This window comes from Fontibacillus panacisegetis (assembly GCF_900102215.1).
In the GTDB taxonomy this organism is placed as follows: Bacteria; Bacillota; Bacilli; order Paenibacillales; family Paenibacillaceae; genus Fontibacillus; species Fontibacillus panacisegetis.
This window is the reverse complement of sequence record NZ_FNBG01000011.1, coordinates 57,769-79,167: the sequence shown is the minus strand read 5'-3', so window position 1 is coordinate 79,167 and position 21,399 is coordinate 57,769. Positions and strand designations below refer to the sequence as shown.

20 protein-coding genes, 1 pseudogene and 1 riboswitch are annotated in these 21,399 nt (G+C 42.5%); of the genes and pseudogenes, 14 read left to right on the top strand and 7 right to left on the bottom strand.

The window, feature by feature from the left end; translation table 11 throughout:
* Positions 1-620 precede the first annotated feature (620 nt).
* From BLS49_RS11190 to BLS49_RS11180, 3 genes are all read right to left on the bottom strand, one after another.
* Positions 621-1,313: a DUF421 domain-containing protein gene (locus BLS49_RS11190; RefSeq protein WP_091229895.1), complete on the bottom strand. Its 693-nt coding sequence runs from the start codon at positions 1,311-1,313 to the stop codon at positions 621-623.
* 170 nt (positions 1,314-1,483) lie between these two features.
* Positions 1,484-2,326 carry an aldo/keto reductase gene (locus BLS49_RS11185; RefSeq protein ID WP_091229893.1) on the bottom strand — a complete coding sequence of 281 codons (843 nt, stop codon included), beginning with the start codon at positions 2,324-2,326 and terminating at the stop codon, positions 1,484-1,486.
* Positions 2,327-2,378: 52 nt separating this feature from the next.
* Positions 2,379-3,581 carry an MFS transporter gene (locus tag BLS49_RS11180; protein WP_091229891.1) on the bottom strand — a complete coding sequence of 401 codons (1,203 nt, stop codon included), beginning with the start codon at positions 3,579-3,581 and terminating at the stop codon, positions 2,379-2,381.
* A gap of 184 nt (positions 3,582-3,765) precedes the next feature.
* Between BLS49_RS11180 and BLS49_RS11175 the strand changes: the two genes are divergently transcribed.
* On the top strand, positions 3,766-4,137 hold the full coding sequence (locus BLS49_RS11175) for a winged helix-turn-helix transcriptional regulator (protein WP_091229889.1): 372 nt from the start codon (positions 3,766-3,768) through the stop codon (positions 4,135-4,137).
* Positions 4,138-4,192: 55 nt separating this feature from the next.
* Positions 4,193-4,795, top strand: a complete 603-nt coding sequence (locus BLS49_RS11170; RefSeq protein WP_091229887.1) for a class I SAM-dependent methyltransferase — start codon at positions 4,193-4,195, stop codon at positions 4,793-4,795.
* A gap of 50 nt (positions 4,796-4,845) precedes the next feature.
* Here the strand turns inward: BLS49_RS11170 and BLS49_RS11165 are convergent, their stop codons facing one another.
* Together BLS49_RS11165 and BLS49_RS11160 are read right to left on the bottom strand one after the other, a co-directional pair.
* Positions 4,846-5,463, bottom strand: a complete 618-nt coding sequence (locus BLS49_RS11165) for a zf-HC2 domain-containing protein (protein WP_091229885.1) — start codon at positions 5,461-5,463, stop codon at positions 4,846-4,848.
* Positions 5,464-5,943, bottom strand: a complete 480-nt coding sequence (locus tag BLS49_RS11160) for an RNA polymerase sigma factor (protein WP_091229883.1) — start codon at positions 5,941-5,943, stop codon at positions 5,464-5,466. It lies immediately after the preceding gene.
* A 198-nt stretch (positions 5,944-6,141) separates the two neighbouring features.
* On the opposite strand from BLS49_RS11160, the pseudogene BLS49_RS11155 reads away from it, so the two are divergent.
* The 7 genes and pseudogenes from BLS49_RS11155 to BLS49_RS11125 form a co-directional block, all read left to right on the top strand.
* Positions 6,142-6,348: pseudogene (locus BLS49_RS11155) on the top strand (GIY-YIG nuclease family protein); the annotation flags it as partial.
* A gap of 73 nt (positions 6,349-6,421) precedes the next feature.
* Complete coding sequence (locus BLS49_RS11150; RefSeq protein WP_091229881.1) at positions 6,422-7,978, top strand: SAM-dependent methyltransferase; 1,557 nt, start codon at positions 6,422-6,424, stop codon at positions 7,976-7,978.
* A gap of 78 nt (positions 7,979-8,056) precedes the next feature.
* Positions 8,057-8,992, top strand: a complete 936-nt coding sequence (locus tag BLS49_RS11145) for a LytTR family transcriptional regulator DNA-binding domain-containing protein (RefSeq protein ID WP_091229879.1) — start codon at positions 8,057-8,059, stop codon at positions 8,990-8,992.
* Positions 8,993-9,169: 177 nt separating this feature from the next.
* Complete coding sequence (locus BLS49_RS11140) at positions 9,170-10,015, top strand: ABC transporter ATP-binding protein (RefSeq protein ID WP_091230071.1); 846 nt, start codon at positions 9,170-9,172, stop codon at positions 10,013-10,015.
* Positions 10,012-10,728 carry an ABC transporter permease gene (locus BLS49_RS11135; RefSeq protein WP_091229876.1) on the top strand — a complete coding sequence of 239 codons (717 nt, stop codon included), beginning with the start codon at positions 10,012-10,014 and terminating at the stop codon, positions 10,726-10,728. Before BLS49_RS11140 ends, BLS49_RS11135 begins: the two co-directional genes overlap by 4 nt.
* A 40-nt stretch (positions 10,729-10,768) precedes the next feature.
* Positions 10,769-13,063, top strand: a complete 2,295-nt coding sequence (locus tag BLS49_RS11130) for a preprotein translocase subunit SecA (RefSeq protein WP_091229874.1) — start codon at positions 10,769-10,771, stop codon at positions 13,061-13,063.
* A 139-nt stretch (positions 13,064-13,202) separates the two neighbouring features.
* Positions 13,203-14,072 (top strand): alpha/beta fold hydrolase, encoded by an 870-nt coding sequence (locus tag BLS49_RS11125; RefSeq protein WP_091229871.1) that lies wholly within the window; start codon positions 13,203-13,205, stop codon positions 14,070-14,072.
* Between the two features lie 93 nt (positions 14,073-14,165).
* Here the strand turns inward: BLS49_RS11125 and BLS49_RS11120 are convergent, their stop codons facing one another.
* Entirely contained in the window at positions 14,166-15,059 is an 894-nt protein-coding gene (locus BLS49_RS11120; RefSeq protein ID WP_091229868.1) for an AraC family transcriptional regulator, read from the bottom strand.
* A gap of 158 nt (positions 15,060-15,217) precedes the next feature.
* On the opposite strand from BLS49_RS11120, the gene BLS49_RS11115 reads away from it, so the two are divergent.
* Genes BLS49_RS11115 through BLS49_RS11105 form a run of 3 tightly spaced genes read left to right on the top strand, consistent with a single transcriptional unit; the run spans position 15,218 to position 18,209 of the window.
* Positions 15,218-16,123, top strand: a complete 906-nt coding sequence (locus tag BLS49_RS11115; protein ID WP_091229865.1) for a DMT family transporter — start codon at positions 15,218-15,220, stop codon at positions 16,121-16,123.
* A gap of 47 nt (positions 16,124-16,170) precedes the next feature.
* Complete coding sequence (locus BLS49_RS11110) at positions 16,171-16,845, top strand: response regulator transcription factor (RefSeq protein WP_091230068.1); 675 nt, start codon at positions 16,171-16,173, stop codon at positions 16,843-16,845.
* The gene (locus BLS49_RS11105) at positions 16,842-18,209 is read left to right on the top strand and encodes a sensor histidine kinase (RefSeq protein WP_091229862.1); all 1,368 of its coding nucleotides are present in this window, start codon (positions 16,842-16,844) and stop codon (positions 18,207-18,209) included. Before BLS49_RS11110 ends, BLS49_RS11105 begins: the two co-directional genes overlap by 4 nt.
* A gap of 92 nt (positions 18,210-18,301) precedes the next feature.
* On the opposite strand, the gene BLS49_RS11100 is transcribed toward BLS49_RS11105, so the two are convergent.
* Positions 18,302-19,072 carry a metallophosphoesterase gene (locus BLS49_RS11100; RefSeq protein ID WP_091229860.1) on the bottom strand — a complete coding sequence of 257 codons (771 nt, stop codon included), beginning with the start codon at positions 19,070-19,072 and terminating at the stop codon, positions 18,302-18,304.
* 262 nt (positions 19,073-19,334) lie between these two features.
* A riboswitch (glycine riboswitch) is annotated at positions 19,335-19,415 on the top strand.
* A gap of 138 nt (positions 19,416-19,553) precedes the next feature.
* Between BLS49_RS11100 and BLS49_RS11095 the strand changes: the two genes are divergently transcribed.
* Positions 19,554-20,930, top strand: a complete 1,377-nt coding sequence (locus BLS49_RS11095) for an amino acid permease (RefSeq protein ID WP_091229857.1) — start codon at positions 19,554-19,556, stop codon at positions 20,928-20,930.
* Positions 20,931-20,999: 69 nt separating this feature from the next.
* Entirely contained in the window at positions 21,000-21,386 is a 387-nt protein-coding gene (locus tag BLS49_RS11090; protein WP_091229854.1) for a hypothetical protein, read from the top strand.
* Positions 21,387-21,399: the final 13 nt, after the last annotated feature.

The window sequence follows — 21,399 nt, the reverse complement described above, 5'->3', positions numbered from 1 at the left end:
CATATAAAATAGACCTTTATAGAATCAAGCATCGTCCCTTCAATTCAAGAATGGGCCCAACATGACTCTTCTCAGGTCTTTGCCTGCCTCAAAAAGTAACAACTCCGTAATATCTGGCTGTGTATCCTATTGTGACAATGATCGTTTCCAAAATCAATGGTCAGGAATTACCACATTGTCGCGACATAAAGCAGGTATTCGGACTTAGTTATCAAGAGTTCACACTAGCATGTCCAGCTTTTGCTCCTCTTAAGTTTTCGTTTCTATACTTGGTCTATCACATGAGGGAGGCCAAGACTACAATGAGTGAATATGTATTGTAGACGAATCAATTGTCTAAGAATTTGGGTCAACGCCTGCTCGTCGCTGGCGCCGAACAGCTCGATCGTTCCGTCGGACGGAAAAGCTAGTCCGGTTATTTCGATATAAATATGGCTATGTCTATTTTAGTGCCTGCATAATGATATATATGAATATAAATTGGGTATTTTATAGTTCCTTCTCTAGAAGGGGCTTTTGCTTTCAGAGGTAAAAGGCTCCTCCGTTTTTTTGGGTGGATGGGGCTAATTCTATGATTGTTAAAGATTGGGTCGAACTCAAGTGGTCGCTACCGGGTCTATTTATGGGATCGAATCCTGGTATTTGTCGATATACAGCGTCCCGTCCAATTGGAGCTCTGCGTAAAATACTTGATCTAAAGAATGAATGTTGGCTTTCTTTAATTGTTGGTTGAGCCAGACAACAGAGACATCCATTTTTATAAGATTTTTTCCTACGATTTTACCATCAATGATAAGCTCAGTCGGGATTCTGTGAATAGGCGTAAGGGTTGCCTTGATATCTTTTTTTGTTGCAGGCAGTAGTTCTTCTTTTTTCAACACGCTGAGTTGACCGTCAGGTTCCAGAATTGCAAATTCGACTTCTTCGGGTGAGAAAACATCCTTGTTCCGAAGCAACATGCTTAAATCGTCGATGTTGAGGTGCTGCTTAGCCAATGCCTTTTCCAGAATCTCTCCTTGTTTGACGAGAATCGTAGGCTGGCCGTCAAGAATCTCGCGTGCTTTGACGGAGCGCAATCCGGTCAATGCGATGATAAACGCCAAGAGCGACCACAAGACCAAGCTAGATATTCCTTGCAGCAGCGTGATTTGTCTGTTGACGATAATCTCGGCAGTGGTGGAGCCGAAGGTGATCCCTGTAACATAATTGAAAAACGTTAGATGTCCGACTTGTTTTTTACCGAGCAGACGCGTCAAAACGAGTAGAGCAACGAAAGATGTTGCCGTACGAAATAGAATTTCTCCATACGTCATGTGCCGAACTCCTTGCATAACAGATAGTCTTAAATTGGCCTTTATTTCCATCGCTTATACTTGTTATGTGAAAGAAATCTAATGAACATGAACGGCTGGACGAAATAGACCAAAAAGACGCTGCCTGATTTTAGGAAGCGCCTTTTTGGTCTATTATTTTTTTACTTTTATTAGAAGTCAAAGTTATCAGGATCAGGTCCAACTCGATGGTCTTGATTAAGCCGGTCAATTTGTTCCATGACTTCTTTTGAAAGTTCGAAATCAAATACGTCTGAGTTTTCAACAATACGATGTTCCTTCGTGGACTTTGGTATGGTTACCACGCCGTTTTGCAAATCCCAGCGTAATATGATTTGTGCAATCGACTTGTTATATTTATTAGCAATTTTCAAGAGCTCCGGGTTATCCAATAGCTGACCTTGCATTAACGGCGACCAAGCTTCCAGCTGTATTCCTTGTTTTTGACAAAAAGACTGTAGTTTTTTTTGTGTTAATCGTGGATGATATTCTACTTGGTTCACCATCGGTTTGATTTCTGCTTCTTTCATTAATTGTTCCAGATGATGGATTTGGAAGTTGCTTACTCCAATCGCTTTTACTTTTCCTTCTTTATAAAGTGTTTCTAATGCGCGCCATGCTTCTTTGTATTTGCCTTCTACCGGCCAGTGAATCAGATATAAATCCAAGTAATCAAGTCCAAGCTTCTTTAAGCTTGTTTCGTATGCGGCGATGGTAGATTCGTAGCCTAGGTCGGCATTCCATACTTTTGAAGTGATAAAAAGGTCTTGTCTGGAAACCCCTGTTTCTTTCATGCCAGCAAGGATGGCTTGGCCAACACTTTCTTCATTTTCATAAATGGCGGCTGTATCAATACTCCGATAACCATGTTTAATGGCAAATTTAACGGCATCAACTAATTCAGGACCTTCCTCCACTTTAAATACCCCAATTCCAAACCAAGGCATTTTGACTCCGTTATTCAGTGTTGTTGTAGATTGTAAATTGTTTATCATAATATAACCCTCCGTAATGTTTTGTTGTGAGCACAATGAAATTAGAGAACTTTTATCCTGGCGTACTAACCGCTTTTTGGTCTTTTTTTTCAAGATTCCGGCTCCAGCCACTCAAGAAAACAGCTGCTAACACCATTAATGCGCCGATCCAAGTTGTATGAATCAGTCCGACTGAATCTGTAATAACTCCTCCCATGTAGGATCCAAAGGCAATGCCGATGTTAAAAGCAGCAATATTGATTGCGGAAGCTACATCAACCGCAGTCGGAACAAACCGCTCTGCTAACATGACGACATATACTTGTAATCCCGGAACATTCATAAAAGCAAGAAGGCCCATAAGGAAAACGGTGATCAGGCCAACAAGTTTAAATGGTGCTGTGAAAAAGAAAACAAAAAGAACAACTGCCTGAACAATAAACATATAAAATAATGCTTTAAGCGGATTATGATTGGATAACTTTCCGCCGATCATATTTCCAATAGCAATCGCTAGTCCATAAAGAAGCAGAATCACGGCCACTGTACCTTCTTTAAAGCCTGTTATATCCTGCAGGATGGGGGATAAATAAGTGAAGACGACAAATGTTCCTCCATATCCTAAGGCGGTAATGATGAATAAAAGCAACAAACGCCCATTCTTCACCAATTTAAACTGATCGCGTAATGCCATGCGAGTCCCTTTTTTTAAGTCCGATGGAACGAGGAGGCTGTTTGCAATCAGAGCAATGACACCTACGGCTACAATAAGAATAAACGCAACTCTCCAACCGAAATTCTGTCCAATGAACGTCCCTAATGGAACACCTGTAACAGTCGCTACCGTAAGACCGGAAAACATGATGGATATGGCACTGGCCCGGCGGTTTTCAGGTACTAAATCAGCAGCAATCGTTGAAGCGATAGACATGAAGACACCATGTGAAAAAGCAGAAATCACACGAGCGATTAGTAATACACCAATACTTGCAGCACTTGCTGCCAAACTATTGCCGATAATAAAAATGACCATAATCCAAAGTAATAAAGTTTTGCGTGACATCCTGGAAGTGAGCGATGTCAAGACGGGCGCCCCGAATGTAACGCCTAAAGCGTATAAGGAAACAGTAAGGCCAGCTGTAGTAATTGGCACTTTTAAATCGCCAGCTATCAAGGGTAATAATCCTACACTGATAAATTCTGTCGTTCCTATAGCGAATGCACTTATGGCCAAGGCAAGAAGTGCAAATGTGCTTCGTTTTTTATCGATAGACATATGATCCCTCCTAAATTTTGTGGAATTGTATGCATGAACTTCCTTAAAGGTCATGATATAAATGAATGAATGAATTCACTTCAACCGGCAGATGTTATTATGGAATATATCGTAACCATTGAGAAGTACGTACTTTAAAGTAATATAGGTACTTTTTAGTGCCTATTGATTAAGGAGGAGTTAGATGAAGAAAAAGAAATACAATATATCAGTTGAAGCTACCCTGGAAGTGATTGGAGGGAAGTGGAAATGCGTGATTCTATGCCATCTGACACACGGCAAGAAGCGGACAAGTGAATTGAAGCATCTGTTGCCCAATATCACTCAAAAGATGCTAACTCAACAATTACGTGAATTAGAGGAAGATGGAATCATCAATAGAATTGTATATAATCAAATTCCCCCAAAAGTGGAGTATGAGCTTAGTGAGTATGGATTGAGTCTGAAGGGTATTTTAGACTCATTATGCGCATGGGGAGAACAACATATTACGAAAGTATATGGCGATAAATTTACGGTTTTAGAAGAGAATGTTTTGAATGAACAGTTGAAGTAATTCGTAACGGTTTGCCGTATCATAAAATAGGGCGATGCAGATAGGAGCGATACTAGTGGGAAATACGGATAAGTTTGAAATGATAGCTAATATATATGACACTTCTGAAAGAATTCAAATTGCAAAGGCATCATCAGATGCCATTCGTGAATATTTAGTTGAAGCTAATAGTAAGAATGCTATTGATTTTGGGTGTGGAACTGGTCTTGTCGGAATGAACTTGTTAAACGATTTTAATTCTATGCTTTTTCTGGATACTTCACAAAACATGATTAATCAAATAAAGCAAAAAATTTCTGATTTTAATATTCAGAATGCAGATACACTATGCTTTGATTTTGAAAAGGAAGGTCTATCGGATTTACGTGCTGACTATATTTTTATGGCTCAGGTTCTACTCCATATTAGTGATGTTGAACTAGTATTATCAAAATTATTTGATGTTCTAAATGAAGGAGGACATTTACTAATCGTAGATTTTGATAAAAATGAAAAAGTAGTTTCAGATATAGTTCATAACGGATTTAATCAAGCAAAGCTAACTGACATTATGACTAAAATAGGGTACAGGAATATTCAATCCAAAACTTTTTATAATGGAAGTAAAATATTCATGGGACATGATGCATCTATGTTTATTCTTGATTCTCAAAAATAAACTTTTGGCGGAAATTATCCGTCAGCCCTCCATTTCAGTCTCCTTTGCAACTAGGGGCGCTGCTTGTCATAATTATCTGACGTAAAAACAATGTCACCGTCTCCTAACCGGAGAATGACTTTATAGTCACGTTTGTTGAAGCTGTCAATCGTGCTTCCAAACATAAAGGAGGTATTGTCGCTTTCCAAGATCGGTGAAGGCAGCAATTCGTGTGGTTTTACAAGTACACCAACAACAGGCTTGACACCATTGCTGTCTTTTTCACCATAAATCGATTCTGTTTTTACAAGTAAGGATTTGCCGTTTGTAAGCTGCATATTTATTCGCCACGTGTCCCCCACAACGCTGGTTGTATAGATGAGATCTGCCTTGCGGACAGGGGAGCCTATAGCCAAAAAGTAAGTTAACAGTGCAAAAATCAACAAGAGTACTGTAAATCCCGTTACCACTTTCTTCGTTGTTTTTTTTCTTACTTTTTTCAGAAAATCAATTTCCTTCTTATTTACGTGTAAAGAGATGTTGTCTATTGAAGCGGAAAGCTTAGCATGAAGCGCACGGCATGCTTCGCATTCCTGCAAGTGTTGCCGGATGTCGTGTTCGGTTTCTGCACTGAGCAAGCCGTCTATATAACTTGGCAAAAGGTCTTGGACAATATGGCATTTGATCATTTATAACACCTCCATAATTTTTTGTTTTGCACGGTAGAAAGTGACACGAGCCCAGTTTTCACTTTTGCCAAGTATTTCACCTATTTCTGCGAAGGAAAATTCACCGGATATGCGCATATGTACAATTTCTCGCATAGGTTCACTCAATTGGTGAATAGCTCGGTACAAGTCCATTTTGTTGCTCTGGAACAAGTTGACTTCCTCCGGCGACATATTCGGCGAAGGGATATCCTCATGCAACTCTTGGTTTGGATGCCTTTTTCTTTTCCCAAGCTCCTGATACCACACGTGCTTGGCGATCTGGCAAAGCCAAACACTTATTTTACAGGAGCCGTTATAGGTATGAATTGAGTATACAGCGCGGTAAAATGTTTCCTCCGTTAATTCCTCGGCCAAATCTTCATCATGAGTAAGGCTGAGTAAATATCGGTAGACGCTTTTTGCATAATTTTTATAGATTTCTTCTATATCCTTCGCCACTTTATCACTCCCTTCGACTATATATCCGATAAATTTATTGTTCGTTACAATTGAATTTAATTTTTGTTTTTTCTTTATAGTATACATGTCACTTTCAGCGGGACATCATGAATACAGGCTGTTATAATTAAAAAGATGTTCGAATGACGGACGGACAGTAAGAGGAGCGAATGTAAATGATACTAATAAAAATTCCAGCTATTCGTCGGTAAAGCACGAAAGCTTAGACCGCGAATCAAAAAACATTTCGAAGATACGGTATCCGTCATGAAAAATTACAGGGACGAAGTTGCCAAAATCGAGGTTTGTCTTGTCGAGAATCCCGTCCATAGAGAAATTTATGAAACATACATTATTAACGAGCTCAAGGCTAAATACAATGTGGATAAGGTATTATACAAATAGGATAAACGATAACGAAAAATAAATGAGAGCCTCCGTTAGGAGGCTCTTTTACAGAGAGCAGGATAAAATTGAGATGACAGTTACTAATAAACAACGTTACCGCTTTAGTGAAGCACCCATTTGGAATATTCAGCGGAAATATTATGAAGAAGAGGGATTAAAGGCTTGGAACAATGACCAAGTTCCTCAGTATATAACGTGCAATCCATTGATCGCTGCGGCGTATGCAGAAATGATATTCGCGCTTCTTCAAGATCGGGCCAACAAGGGGGACAACTCTGAGCCTGTTCTAATTGTGGAGCTAGGAGCAGGGGCGGGGCGTTTTGCTTTCCATGTGTTGCACGAGTTATGTCAGTTGATAGATTACGTGGGGATAGCGGTACCTCCGTTTCGATATATCATGACGGATTTGGCGATGAACAATATTTTGGCTTGGAAAAAGCATCCGGCTCTTCAACCTTTTATCGCTAGGGGAATACTCGATTTTGCGCGATTTGATGCTGTTCATGACACGGTTTTGAATTTGATTGTGTCAGAAGCAACCTTTAGTAAAGGAGATTTAAAACAGCCTTTGGTCATTGTGGCTAACTATTTCTTTGATAGTATTCCGCAAGAGCTTCTTTATGTGAGTGAAGGCCAAATTTATGAGGCAGATGTATTCGTTGAATATCCTGAACGTAGTGATTCACTTAAGCCATCTGAATTACTTGATCAAATATCCTTACACTATGAGCATCGGCGGGCACCGGAGTACGAGCAAGAAGCGTACCCTTACCGTGATGTCATAGCCACCTATCAGGAACATTTGGAAGACTCACATATTTTATTTCCAGTCACTGCATTAACTTGTTTAGAGCGTTTGAATCAGTTGTCGCAGGAGGGGTTTCTATTAATAACAGCAGACAAAGGTGATCACTTGCTTGAAAACTTTAAATTCGCAGAACCGCCTGAGTTGATCCTGCATGGGAGCTTCTCTTTAACAGCGAACTACCATGCGATTCAGCAAGTTTTGCAACAGAACGGAGCGCTCGCGTTATTTCCCCCGCATCATTATAAAAATATAAATGTGGGTTGTATAATCCATATGAACACGCCGATGGACTACTCCCAAACCAGATTAGCTTATCGTCGATTTATTGAACGCTTTGGTCCGGACGAATTTTTCAGCCTGAAGGAATGGGTGGATCGCAATCTGGATAGCATGGAGCTTCAGCAAATATTAAGTTTTTGGCGTTTAGGTGGATATGACGCGGAATTTTTCATTCAGAGTACGAAGCGGATCTCCAGTCTGTTACAGGATGCTAATGATGAAGAACAGCAGGATATTCTTCGGGGCATACAGCTTTTGTGGTCGTCGTACTACGTAATGGAGCAGCGTTATGACATCGCACTTGAGGCTGGATTATTATTGTTTGAGATGGAAATGTACGAGGAGTCCAAACGGTTTTTAGAAATATCGATTTATGAAGACCAAGAGGAGATTGTATCCACCGTATATTATTGTCTGGCCATTTGTTGTTTTGAGTTAGAGTTAGAAGAAGATGCATTGAAATACATGAGAGAATTATTGAAACTTGAGCCTGACCATGAAGAAGCAAGGGCGTTAATACACAGATTTGAGTCTGTGTAGGTTAAAATTTACAAGCTATGATTGCAATGGATCACACTATCCGCTGTGGCCTATAGTGGCACTGACCAGGAGGACGGCATGCAATTTCAACCAATATATTATGATGGGGAATTATTCCTACCGAAGATCGAATTAAATATGTCATGTAACCAATCGATTGGCATTATAACGGACTTGAAGCGAAAGCAGCTTTTAATGAATCAATTGCTGGATCGTTCCCAATATCACATATTTCGAGCTGGGCAAAATGAGTATATGCATTTAACGGTGGAAGAATTAATCACTTTTCTAATCAACGTAACAGAGCGGAATGAGCGTGCCGCTCTGTTGTTGGATTATTTTGCTTTAAAAGAAGAACGGAAGGTGAAAATCAAGAATCTAAGCCCATCAAAAAGAATGTATGTGACTTTGCTGCGCGTCTATTTTGCGCATCAGCCTACACTCGTACTGGAGGAGCCCTATTTTTATTTGGAAGAACAAGATCGTCGCCAGTTTAAACGGATTTTAGATGACCTTTCAAAAGAAAAGCAGTTTTTAATTTTAACTTCGAATTTAGAGGATGCCATAATTTCCTGTGATGCCATTTATCGATTGAATAAGCTCGGATTTCATCAATTGGATATTCGGGACTCAGAAGAGGATAAGCAGGAAGTGCAGGAACAAGATCGGGCCAATATAACCTTGCAGAAGATTTATACGAAAAGAAATGACAAAGTGATTTTATTTGATCCGCCTGAAGTCGATTACATAGAAAGTATAGATGGTTCGATCCTTGTTCATGTGGGTGGAGAAAATTATGTCTGTGCTTTGACGCTAACCGAGCTCGAGCAGAGATTGTTAAATTTCGGTTTTTTTAGGTGTCATCGATCCTACATCGTTAATCTGCAAAAAGTAAGAGAGATTATTACATGGACGAAGAATAGCTACAGCTTGCGATTAAATACAGGTAAAGATGCCGTGGTTCCGTTATCTCGTTCAAAATTGCATGAATTAAAAGCACTTCTTAACATTTAAAATGTTTGCGAAGCAAACATAACTTCGTAAGCATGTGCCATTTCCGGGGTAATATCGAACCAATCAAGCATCCATAGTACCATTCAGGCAATTACAGCTACACTTCGGAAGGTTTTGATGGCTGGGAGCATGCAATCTTTATATACTTATGCCATTAACTCTAAGGAAGTGGCGTTAATGGATGTTATCCAAGTAGAACATATTCGAAAGAGATTTGGAAATAAGGATGCATTAGCAGATGTGTCCTTTTCAATTCCGAAAGGTGAAATTTTTGGTTTCCTAGGTCCGAGTGGCTCAGGAAAAACAACATTAATCAAGATTTTAACTGCGCAGTTAAATCCGACAAGTGGACAGGCAAGTGTATTTAATCAGCCAGCGGATATGATGCTGCAGTCTGCACAGAAGATGCGCTTTGGCATTTTGACGGATAACAGTGGTCTATATGAAAGATTATCGATTGAGGAAAACCTGAACCTGTATCGTAAGTTATATGATCTTCCTAAGTCTTCGATCGATAAGGTGCTGCAGTTTGTAAACTTAAGCGGAGAGCGCAAAAAGAAAATCAATCTCTTATCGAAAGGGATGCGTCAGCGTGTCCTGTTGGCATGCGCGATTATCCATGAGCCGGAATTATTATTTTTAGATGAACCTACTTCGGCTTTAGATCCAGTAAATTCAGCACATATTTATAAAGGCTTACGCTACTTAAATGAGAATGGGACAACGATTTTTTTAACTACGCATGATATGGCTGAGGCAGAATTGATATGCAACCGTGTAGCGATTTTGTATCAAGGACAAATCCAAACCATCGGCTCACCAAGGGAACTAAAAAAACAGCATCGGGAAAACGTAGTTTGTGTTGACTTAATCAATGGGGAAGCATACGAGCTCCCGATCGGTGAGGGAACGGCTGATCAAATAGCCGATTGGATGAAACGAGGGTTAATTGATCGATTAGAAACGAAAGAACCAAGTCTGGGTGATATCTTTATTAAAATGACAGGAAGTGAGTTACTATGAGTATCTCATTAAAACGTGCCGGGGCGATATTTGTGAAGGATTATAAAGAGTTTTCACGCAATTATGCGCTCTCCATTATGTTGATTTTCCCAATTATCCTAGCACTTCTTCTTCGAGCTGCCGGCGCCGGCTCGTCTTTGCCTGGATCTTTCGCTACAGTTCTTAATCTTTCGTTTGTGCTCCTAACATGTTTCGCACAAGCATGCTTGATTGCGGAAGAAAAGGAGCGTAACACTTTACGATCATTAATGATGACTCCGGCCACGACCATGGATGTTTTAATCGGTAAAAGTACTTTAGTTTTTGTCATGTCTGCTGTTGTTCTGGCTATTGCTACGTATCTATTTGGCTATGAGCCAGCTAGTATATGGGCGTTTGTGGCAGCAATCATTTTTTCGATTATTCTATACACAGCAGTCGGGACGATATGCGGTTTATTCTCCAAGACGTTGCTTGATGCGTCATTATCTATAATTCCTGTGACGATCGTATTCTCTGGGGCGCCATGGGGAGCGTTTCTGGTGGATGATTATCCAATCTTCAAAGTGCTGGATTACGTACCAAGCAGTCAGCTTGTGCATTTGCTGGGTATAAGCCATACAGGCTTTACAACGGGAGATTTATTAAAACCCCTCCTTATTACTTTGGTCTGGACGGTTGTATTAACGATTGTATCTGTTGTTTTGTATCAACGACGGTTAAAGGATGAGTAGGATAGAATGCGTATTTTTACCGAGGAGGGATCAAATTCCGATGAATTTAGCCGTCAAAATGATGCAAGAATTCAAGGACCGCGATAACCGGCTTAGGCTGAAAGGCTATCGAGACAAAGCGCGGCTCATTCGAGAACGGAATTTAGAAGCTTGGGACGATCAGCGGCTGCAATCGGAATCTCATCGGCTGAAGAAAGAAGCAAAATCGGGTACGCCTTTGGATGAGCTGCTTGTCGATGCTTATGCGCTAGTCTGCGAGGCAGCGAAGAGAACGCTCGGAATACAGCCTTACGAGGTCCAGGTCATGGCTGCTATCGCTCTGCACGAGAGATTCCTGATCGAACAGCATACCGGCGAAGGAAAAACGCTCTCTGCGGTTATGCCTGCTTATCTAAATGCGTTAACCGGCGAAGGTGTTCATGTGCTGACTTTTAACGATTATTTGGCAAACCGAGATGCCGAGTGGATGGGCCCGATCTATCGTTTCCTCGGGTTAACGGTAAAATCGGTGCAAGCGGGCATGAGCTTGTCCGAGAAACGGGAAGCTTACGCCGCGGATATAACCTATGTTACGGCCAAAGAGGCGGGATTCGATTATTTGCGCGATACAATCGCACTGAGCGTAGCCGAGACCGTGCATCGTCCTTTCCACTACGTCATCGTCGACGAAGCGGATTCGCTGCTTCTCGACGAAGCACGGGTGCCGCTGGTCATCGCCGGCGAGCCGGGCTCTTCCGAGGGCGAAGGCATTCATTTCGCAGAAGTGGCCAGACAGCTCGAGCAAGATGAGCATTACGACTTCGACGAGTTCAAGCGGAATGTTTATTTGAATGAAGCGGGTGCTGCGAAAGCGGAAGAGCTGCTGGGATGCGGCAATTTATACGAGAGCCATAATAGTCATTTGTTATCATCGTTAAATTGCGCGCTGCATGCGGAATCGTTATTGAAAAAAGACGTCGATTACATCGTCCGGGAAGGTAAAATCGAGCTGATCGACGAATATACCGGCCGCGTAGCGGAGAACCGGCATTTGCCGGACGGGCTGCAAGCCGCGCTTGAGGCCAAAGAAGGGCTGCAGCACTCGGCCGGCGGGAGAATTCTCGGTACGATCACCCTTCAACATTTCCTTAGCCTATATCCGAAGATTTGCGGAATGACGGCTACCGCGCACGTTTCTGCCGTGGAATTCGAAGATATATATGTGCTGCAGGTCGTGCAAATTCCGCCGAACCGGCCAAACATACGGATCGACCATCCGCACCGGATTTATACCCATAAAGAAGCCAAACTTAAGGCGCTTGTACAAGAAGTCTCGTCCGTCCATAGAGCGGGACGTCCGATTCTCATTGGTACGTCAAGCGTCGAGGAGTCTGACATGCTTGCGGAGGCGCTTGCAGTTGCAGGTGTACCTTGCCATGTGCTGAATGCGAAAAACGACGCAAAAGAAGCCGAAATCATCGCCAAAGCGGGAGAGATCGGCGCCGTGACGGTGTCTACAAATATGGCGGGACGCGGGGTCGACATTCGGCTCGGCGGCGGCAACCCCACGCAAGCAGAAGTTGTCGCCAAGCTGGGCGGGTTGTACGTAATTGGTACGCATATGCACGAAAGCGTGCGGATCGACGACCAACTGCGCGGGCGCTCCGGCCGCCAAGGCGACCCGGGAGCTTCCGTATTTTTCGTAAGCCTGGAGGACGAGTTGATGCATAGGTTCGGTATGGATAAAGCGATCCCGTCCGCCTATCGCGATCTCAGGCAGGATGATGCTCTGGGGGAGTCGGTGCTCCACAGCAAAATCGCACATATTCAGCGCGTTATGATGGGCCAAAACTTCGATATCCGCCTGGAGTTGAACCGTTATTCGGATACGGTGGAGAAACAGAGACGTATCCTATATGAGGAGCGGCTCGGCATTTTGAAAGGCGAGACGTCGATGAGCCCTGTGGAACAACGGGTACGGCTATATTATATCGACAAATTCTGGGCGGACCATCTGGCATACGTTTCTTACATCCGCGAAAGCATCCATTTGACGAGCCTTGTTAACCGCTATCCGATCAACGAATTTCATGAGCAAATTATTCAAGCTTATGAGCAAATTCCGGCTAAAATAAATAGGGAGACGGCAAATATGCTCGAAAGGCTCGGAGGTTCAAATGATCCGGCGGAGTGGGAAAAGTTCGGGCTGAAGAGCCCTGCTTCCACCCGGACTTATATGATCAACGATCAATACATGGAGTACTTGCAGAATCCCAGTTCATGGGGCGCAGGGACGGTCATCGCTTATTGGATGCGCAGGATGTTGAGGCCAGTATTCAGGTGGCCAAAATTTTGATCGGGACGAATACGAGCGAACGCTCGATTCATCCTGCACTGACAATGTTGAAGCGAAGCGTGGACTCCGTGTTGACTTCGGAGCGGCATGTTTTTTTATGATATTATAATAAGAAAATAGTAAGGGCAGGGGTGGTTAAGTGGTATCCATTTTCAAGAACGATGCAGTCGAAAAGGAATACTATCTTTGCTATGACAGAAGTTTAGCTATGTTTGAAATGGATTTTATGTCACTTAATATCCCGACAACATTTGGAGAAACGCACATACTTTGTTTTGGTGACAAGAATAAGAAACCGTTATTGCTTCTTCATGGAATGACAATGAGCAGTACGATGTGGTATCCCAATATGAAACAATTGATACAAGAACGCTGTGTGTATGCTATTGATATAATGGGTGATTTTGGTAAAAGCAAGCCTTTAATTGCTATAAAAAACAGGAAGGACGCGGGGCAGTGGATTCTTGAGGTTGTGAATGCACTACAATTCAACAAGGTGGATCTGGCAGGTCACTCAATGGGCGGATTCCTATCTTTAAATTTTGCACTTGCCTATCCGGAGCGATTGTCGAAGCTGATGCTTTATGCGCCTGCAGGTACTTTTCATAAAATAAGTTTAAAATTTTTTACAAAGATTTACCCTGCATTATTGTTTCATACAGAGAAATGGATCGACAAAGCGTTTAGATGGTTCTCAGGCAAAGGAGAGTCATTACATCCTGTATTCCGTTCTCAGGTCATTGCAGGTTATCGCTATGCCAAACCTCTTTTGCAGGTGATGCCCTCCGTATTCTCCAGAGAGGAATTCAGCAGCTTTCAGGCTCCTACATTGCTCCTTATCGGAGACAAAGAGGTCATATACCCAGCCAGGAAGGCGATAGCAAACGCCCAAAACATGATCCCCGATCTGGAGACCCATTTAATCGCTGGAGCGAGCCATTCCTTAACAATGGAGCATGCGGACATCGTGAACGAACTCACACTTCGTTTTCTGAAGAAGGAAGATTGAGACATTTTAAGCTAGACAGGATAACGGGATTTGTTGTCGGTAATTTTAAAATTCTGCTTCAAAAAATCGTCTCCGTTCTATTTACTGGAATATTTATTCCTGTATTTCGTGTCGAAATTTCCGGAAATCTTTAGGTGTTTTTTCATGATGTTTTTTAAAAGATTGAATAAAGTGATTCACATGATTGAAGCCCACTCTGTGGGCTATTTCGGTTATGGTATAATCCGTTGAAATTAATAACTCGCTGCTTTTCTTGATCCGGTACTTAATCAAGTAATCGTAAGGGGTCATATGAATGGTTTTCTTAAAACTCCGAGTGCATTCCGAAACACTTAGATGCGCTACATTGGCAATCTCTTGGAGTGTAATATGATTTAAGTAGTTCTGATGGATGAAGCTGAGCATTAATTGAAGTCTTTCTTGCTGCAACTTTAAATATTTAGGTGCTTCCTCGGACGAAAGCGGAATGTTGGAAATTATGATGAACCATAATTGCACGGTTTTGATAGAAGCCTCATATTCCCATCCCCAGTTCTTTTTCATGTCAAATTTCTTCTTCATATCCCGGAGCATTTCCAGTACTTGACTTTCCCATTCAATTTCTCCCTTGATTACTAGTGACACTAAGGAAGAGTTTGTATAAGGCAGTACATAATTTTTTTCCATGGCACTATCTGCATAGAAGGCCAGCAGCTTCTCGGGAAAATTAAAACTGACATATTGACCGTTATGTGTCAGGTCCGTAGTAACATGAAGGACGCCCTTGTTAATTAAAATAGCCTGACCTGTTTCTAATTCATGATCAATCCCGTTAACTTGTATAACCAGTTTTCCTTTAGTAACCAAAGTGATTTGTAGTTCTTCGTGCCAATGCAAATCGTTAAATCCTCTGCCCTCAGGAATACTTCTATGAATAGTATGGGTGTACATGATGTATGGAAATGAAACATCGGGATATAAAATGGTCTCGTGCAATTGTTTTTCCATTTTAGCGATGTCCTTTCTGATGACGATATTTCAATATAAATGAAGGATATAGTTACACAAACGAAACAAAAATGGTGATATTATTATATCAGACTTTTCGGCTTATCATTACAATCCTGTGCACAGACGATTGGATAAGAACTCTTGGAGGCATACACGTGAAAATAAATCCATCGTCGTTACGGTTTCATCCGTATATTTTGCTTTTTGTCAGCATATTGTCTGTTTCCGTCTCATCCATCATGATAAAATCATCAGATACACCAACCTCTGTGGCAGGGATGTACAGATTGTATATATCAGTAATCCTTATGCTTCCTTTTGTACCCTGGAAGACGCTCCGGACCTCAGAGATGAACAAAAAGGATTGGAGTACCGTTTTTTTAGCCGGCCTATTTCTCGGGTTACACTTCTTATGTTGGATGGAATCTTTAGTATATACTTCAGTTGCGAGCTCCATGGTCATCTTATCGATACAGCCTTTATTTGTAATGGTTGGTTCATACTTTATGTTTAGAGAACGAACCAGCATATTAACCGTTCTTTGTTTGCTTGCTGCTCTTCTAGGTTCAATTATTATAGCTTGGGGAGACATCGGGGTTTCGAGAGAAGCGTTAATAGGAGATGGATTATCTTTATCAGGAACGATCTTGGTTTCGGCCTATATGTTAGCGGGACAGAAAGCAAGTCGCAAAATCGATGCAAATGTATACAGCATTATCGTCTTTTTTATTGGCGGGAGCGTCATGTTAGCTTATAGTTTGCTAAATAATATCCCTTTAATAGGATATGACTCTTCGGACTGGACGTATTTCTTTTTGCTTGCAGTAATCCCGACTATTTTCGGGCAATATATTTTTAATCTGCTGTTAAAATCTATAGGCGCGACTACTGTTTCCGTAGGTATTATCGGAGAGCCTGTTTTGGCAATCATTCTTGCCTATCTATTATTGGGAGAAACGATCTCCATATTTCAATTCATAGGTGGGTTGGTGACCTTACTAGGCATGGGAATGTATTTTTGGTTACGATCCTTAGACCATACAAATGAGGTGCATGCTTGAATGGCAACGTTGGATGGCTACTATTTTATATGGAAAAGAGGGTAGAGATGCCTACTATACTGGTTGCTGACGACGATGCGAACATTCGCGAACTTGTCTGTTTATTTCTCCGCAACGACGGATTCACGACAGCGGAAGCCGCTGACGGCAAGGAAGCGCTCGCCGTCTTCGCTTCAACGCAAGTCGATCTGGTCGTGCTCGATATCATGATGCCGGTGATGGATGGCTGGACGTTATGCAAGGAGCTCAGGAGAGCCAATCCCGATCTTCCGTTGCTTATGCTGACTGCCAGAGGCGAAACATGGGAGAAAGTGAAGGGGTTCGAACTCGGGACCGACGATTATTTGACGAAACCGTTCGATCCGTTGGAGTTGACGGCCCGTGTCAAGTCATTGCTGAAACGATACCGGATCGGCTCCACGCAAACGATTCAATTCGGCAATGTCATCCTTGACCGGCAGACCTACAAGGTGACGAGAGGGGCGGAGTCACTCACTTTGCCGCTCAAGGAGTTTGAATTGCTGTATAAGCTTGCCGGAACACCCGGACAAGTCTATACGCGCGAGCAGTTGATCGATCAGATTTGGGGAATGGATTATGCCGGAGATAACCGGACGATAGACGTGCATATTAAGCGCCTTCGCGAACGGTTCGCGGCTACGCCCGATTTTCGTATCGAGACGGTGCGCGGGCTTGGTTACCGGCTTGAGGTTGGCGAATGATCAGATCCTTATATACGCGAGTCGTCCTGATCTTTCTAGTCTCCGTAATCGGGGGAACGGCCATTTCCTTTTTCGCGGCAACTTGGGTATTTAAAGATCAATTGAACGAAAATTTGCGAATTCCTTTGCTTTCCTTCGGCCAGGACATCGCACGGATTTACGAAACGCTTCCGTTGGATGAGGCGGAGGCATTCGTAAGCGGCATGAATCAGCTCAATTCTTATCATGTGCATATTTATGACGAAACCGGACAGGTTCAGTCTTACGGCGTGATTAAAGGGCACGATCCGGCTGTTGTCACTATGGAACAGGTGAACAAAGTACTGGATGGAGAAATTGTTCAAGTCAATCCGAGCGGCGTTTCCACTACCCTCTTGGGATTGCCGTTTACAACGGAAACGGGTACAAGAGCCATGTTTGTAGAACCGGTCAGCCCGCCGTCAGCCCCTTTTATCACTACGTGGATTTTGAATTTCGCGATCGTTGCATTGGTGACGGGGAGTCTATTCACTCTGATTGCCGCCATATTCCTGGTCAAGCCGATTAAAAAACTGACAAGAGCGACCAGGCGTGTAGCAGGCGGAGATTTCAACGTCAAACTAAATATTAGGCAAAAAGGCGAGCTAGGGACTTTGGCTCGAAGCTTCGAAGATATGATGCACGATTTGCAGCAGCTTGAGCAAATGCGCAGGGATTTTGTATCAAATGTATCTCACGAAATTCAGTCGCCGCTCACCTCGATATCCGGTTATGCGCTAGCGCTCAAGCAAGTCAATATCGCGGATAACGAACGAAGCCGTTATCTCGATATTATCATAGCTGAAGCGGGCCGGATGTCCAAGATGAGCGATAGCCTGTTAAAGCTGAGTTTGCTTGAATCGCAGTCGCAGCAGTTGCAGTTGGTTGCGTTCAATCTTGATGAGCAGATCAGACGGGTCATCGTTGCGATCCAGCCGCAATGGTCGGCCCGCAACATCACTTTCGAACTCCATTTGAATGCAATTCGCGTAATGGCCGATCATGATCTGTTGAATCAGGTATGGACGAACATCATCGGCAACAGCATCAAATTTTCCCCGGACGGCGGCGTGGTTAACGTCGCCATTAAACAAGATATTAAAAGCGTGATAGTCCGAATATCCGATACTGGCATCGGTATTTCCCCCGAGGACCAGAAGCGTATCTTCGAGCGATTTTTTAAAGCCGATCGTTCCCACAGTCGAAAATATGGCGGCAGCGGTATGGGGCTCGCCATCGTTAAACAGATCGTATCTCTTCATCAAGGCGACATCCGGGTGGAAAGCGAGCCAGGGCGGGGAACGACCGTCATTGTCGCATTGCCGCTCAAAATGCCGGCAAAGTAATCCGATCCGATTCATGTTAATAGGGCAGTCGGTATCTGTAGACGGGAAGGAAATAAAATGACGTATCCTAATACCAGCAGAATTTTGACCAATCAATAGAGTTCATGCAAAGTAACTTCACTGCGAATAAGGAATCGCGCATTTATACCGGACTGTCCGATCCCTTTAGAGATGTAGAATTTGCCATAGGTTCCTGAATGCATTCCCTTATAAATACCCTCGGCTGCCAGCTTGCCTTTATTTATGAATTGGAACAAAAACGGCACGTTGAACTGCATACCGTGGAAATGGCCGGCCATCAGGTAGGTATACTTGTGTTTAATATAAAACACAAGATTGGGGTTATGAGTGAGAACAAGGATCGGTTTGCTTGGATCGATGTTTGCGAAGGCGTTATCAACCCTGCTTTTTTTGCTGCCAAAATCATCGATGCCAACAATTTGAAAGTTATCAACAAATGTAGACTGATTGATAAGGACTTTTATACCCGCGCTTTCAAGGATTCGGATAAGCTGATTAAAATCAGTGAGGTTTAGGCGATGATCATGATTCCCCAATACGGCAAAAACAGGAATGCCGGGCTTGACAATCGCGTGAGCATATCGCTGCACCTTGGATAAATGTCGGGATTTTTGAGTAAAGTCTCCAGTGAGAAAAATATAATCTGGAGCTTCCTTTTTAATCAAACAGGTCAATCTTTTCGGACTGATACGGAGTTTCTCCACATGTAGGTCGCTAATTTGAAGAACTCGGGCTCCAATCCCACAAGAGCAGCGGACACGTTCCACCTTTAGCCATTGAGTCGGAAAGATCAAAAGGAAATAGATGACAGCACTGATAAACAGGAGAATAACAAAGATCATTGAGTAAATCCTTCCTTTTTGCAAATTGGATAAAAGCTATATGCGTAGCGTATTCGACCTTAGCGTCGTGGAAGCTTTGAAATATATTTTATCTTGTTCATTGATTTCAGGAAATAAGGAAAATGGTGAAAACATCATGATTGTGGATTATGGGTAGCCATACAAGAGATTTTTTGGCATAGAGACTTTTATCACTGATTAAATTATCACATCGCAAGTAATATGTTAAAAAGCTATGATTGCTATGGATCACACTATAGCAGGAGCAGCTTCTGGAGAGACCGCGGGAATTCCGCGGCGCCGAAGGGTTCACAATCTCAGGCAAAAGGACAGAAGAGTACTGAATATGTATTTGTCGTGCTGATCGTCATTAGCAGGGCAAAGATTATTTAATATTCTTATGAACCGGGAGATTGGATGACATCCAATCTCCTTTTTGTTTTTGCATCAAAGTAATGTATACATTAAGGGGGAACTAGGTATGGCACAACCAGAATTAAAGAGGGGGCTGGCCAATCGGCATGTTCAGCTTATCGCTATTGGCGGCACTATTGGTACAGGATTATTTTTAGGTTCGGGCAAAGCGATCCAGCAGGCAGGTCCATCCATCATGATTACGTATCTAATCGTGGGTATCGCCGTATTTTTCGTGATGAGAGCGCTGGGAGAACTGCTGTTGTCTAAGGCGGGTTATCAATCGTTTACGGATATTGCCGAAGACTATCTCGGGTCTCGGGCCGCGTTCATCACCGGTTGGACGTATTGGTTTTGCTGGATCATGACGGCTATGGCTGATGTTATTGCTGTTGGCGTATATGTACAATATTGGTTTGATATCCCGCAGTGGGTACCGGCCATCATTTGTCTGATCATTTTGTTAGGACTCAATCTATTAACTGTAAAAAATTTTGGAGAACTGGAATTCTGGTTTGCTTTAATCAAAGTAATCACGATTCTCGCTTTAATTGGTATTGGACTCATTTTGCTGGTCATTGGATTTAAGACAGATGCAGGATCGGTGACGATACGAAACCTTTGGGAGCATGGGGGAATATTTCCGAACGGTTTTTCAGGTTTTTTATTTTCTTTTCAAATGGTTGTATTCGCTTATGTCGGTGTGGAATTAGTGGGCGTATCGGCAGCGGAAACATCCAATCCGGAAAAAAATATTCCATCAGCTATCAATAAAATTCCACTACGAATTCTATTCTTTTATGTTGGAGCGCTTTTTGTACTGTTATGCATTAATCCATGGACTCAGCTCAATCCGTCGGAAAGTCCTTTTGTAAAAACATTTACTTTAGTAGGGATTCCGATTGCCGCAGGGATTATTAATTTCGTCGTATTAACTTCAGCTGCTTCCGCTTGCAACAGCGGGATGTTCTCAACAAGCCGCATTCTTTATAATTTGAGCAAGAACAGACAGGCGTCCTCTCATTTTGGAAAATTGAATAAAAACCATGTACCAGGAAACTCGCTATTCATTTCTACGCTGGTCATATCCGTGGGGGCTCTTTTGAGTAAGCTCATTCCGGGACAGGCTTTTGGAATTGTCACAACCATAAGTGCCATTTGTTTTATTTGGGTTTGGGGCGTTATTCTCGTATGCCATATCAAGTATAAGAAGACCCGGCCGGAATTACAGGCTAAATCCAAATTTAAAGCACCGTTCACGCCGGCTATTAATTATGCGGTCTTAATTTTATTTGCGGTGATTCTCATCATCATGCTGATCGCTGCTGAGACTCGTCCGGCTTTATTGTTTACTCCTCTATGGTTTGTTCTATTATTTATACTGTATTCGATTGGAAGCAAAAAGCGAAAAAATCCCCATGATAAGAGTATGATCAATACATGAGGTTTGTCTATTCTGCTCTTAATGTCCTTATTGCAGTAAGTTAATCCAATCTAAGGAGTGTTAAAAAAGATGAAGAGGAAATGGATCTTTCTGGGGATTTTGGTGCTGATAATTGTAACGTTGCTGGCTGCTTGCAATGAAAGAGTAGTGTTTATGGGCTTCAGCTCCAGCACTAAAAACAAGATTGAGGCTTCATATAAGCTGTTTACCGGCACAGATGAGAAAAAGGTTAGCCTGAAGAACGGCCAAACGCTTGCTATTGACTATCAGTCCAAGGTGGAAAAGGGGGAATTGACGATAAAGCTTTATGATCCCGACAATCAACTGCTCAAGGATCTGAGTACCAACAAGTCAGGAAATGAGAAGATTGGAGTAGACAAGGATGGGATTTACAGGCTTGAAATTACGGGCAATAATACCAAGGGAAGCTACGAATTAACGTACAAAATTGAATAATTTCTGAATATAC

What these genes read in the sequence shown, in the direction of transcription:
- BLS49_RS11105 (WP_091229862.1), top strand. Translation starts at nt 16,842, where the DNA reads ATGATCAGATCCTTATATACGCGAGTCGTCCTGATCTTTCTAGTCTCC.
- BLS49_RS11130 (WP_091229874.1), top strand. Translation starts at nt 10,769, where the DNA reads ATGAATTTAGCCGTCAAAATGATGCAAGAATTCAAGGACCGCGATAAC.
- BLS49_RS11190 (WP_091229895.1), bottom strand. Translation starts at nt 1,313, where the DNA reads ATGACGTATGGAGAAATTCTATTTCGTACGGCAACATCTTTCGTTGCT.
- BLS49_RS11150 (WP_091229881.1), top strand. Translation starts at nt 6,422, where the DNA reads ATGACAGTTACTAATAAACAACGTTACCGCTTTAGTGAAGCACCCATT.
- BLS49_RS11110 (WP_091230068.1), top strand. Translation starts at nt 16,171, where the DNA reads ATGCCTACTATACTGGTTGCTGACGACGATGCGAACATTCGCGAACTT.
- BLS49_RS11135 (WP_091229876.1), top strand. Translation starts at nt 10,012, where the DNA reads ATGAGTATCTCATTAAAACGTGCCGGGGCGATATTTGTGAAGGATTAT.
- BLS49_RS11140 (WP_091230071.1), top strand. Translation starts at nt 9,170, where the DNA reads ATGGATGTTATCCAAGTAGAACATATTCGAAAGAGATTTGGAAATAAG.
- BLS49_RS11180 (WP_091229891.1), bottom strand. Translation starts at nt 3,581, where the DNA reads ATGTCTATCGATAAAAAACGAAGCACATTTGCACTTCTTGCCTTGGCC.
- BLS49_RS11095 (WP_091229857.1), top strand. Translation starts at nt 19,554, where the DNA reads ATGGCACAACCAGAATTAAAGAGGGGGCTGGCCAATCGGCATGTTCAG.
- BLS49_RS11120 (WP_091229868.1), bottom strand. Translation starts at nt 15,059, where the DNA reads ATGGAAAAACAATTGCACGAGACCATTTTATATCCCGATGTTTCATTT.
- BLS49_RS11090 (WP_091229854.1), top strand. Translation starts at nt 21,000, where the DNA reads ATGAAGAGGAAATGGATCTTTCTGGGGATTTTGGTGCTGATAATTGTA.
- BLS49_RS11145 (WP_091229879.1), top strand. Translation starts at nt 8,057, where the DNA reads ATGCAATTTCAACCAATATATTATGATGGGGAATTATTCCTACCGAAG.
- BLS49_RS11100 (WP_091229860.1), bottom strand. Translation starts at nt 19,072, where the DNA reads ATGATCTTTGTTATTCTCCTGTTTATCAGTGCTGTCATCTATTTCCTT.
- BLS49_RS11185 (WP_091229893.1), bottom strand. Translation starts at nt 2,326, where the DNA reads ATGATAAACAATTTACAATCTACAACAACACTGAATAACGGAGTCAAA.
- BLS49_RS11175 (WP_091229889.1), top strand. Translation starts at nt 3,766, where the DNA reads ATGAAGAAAAAGAAATACAATATATCAGTTGAAGCTACCCTGGAAGTG.
- BLS49_RS11165 (WP_091229885.1), bottom strand. Translation starts at nt 5,463, where the DNA reads ATGATCAAATGCCATATTGTCCAAGACCTTTTGCCAAGTTATATAGAC.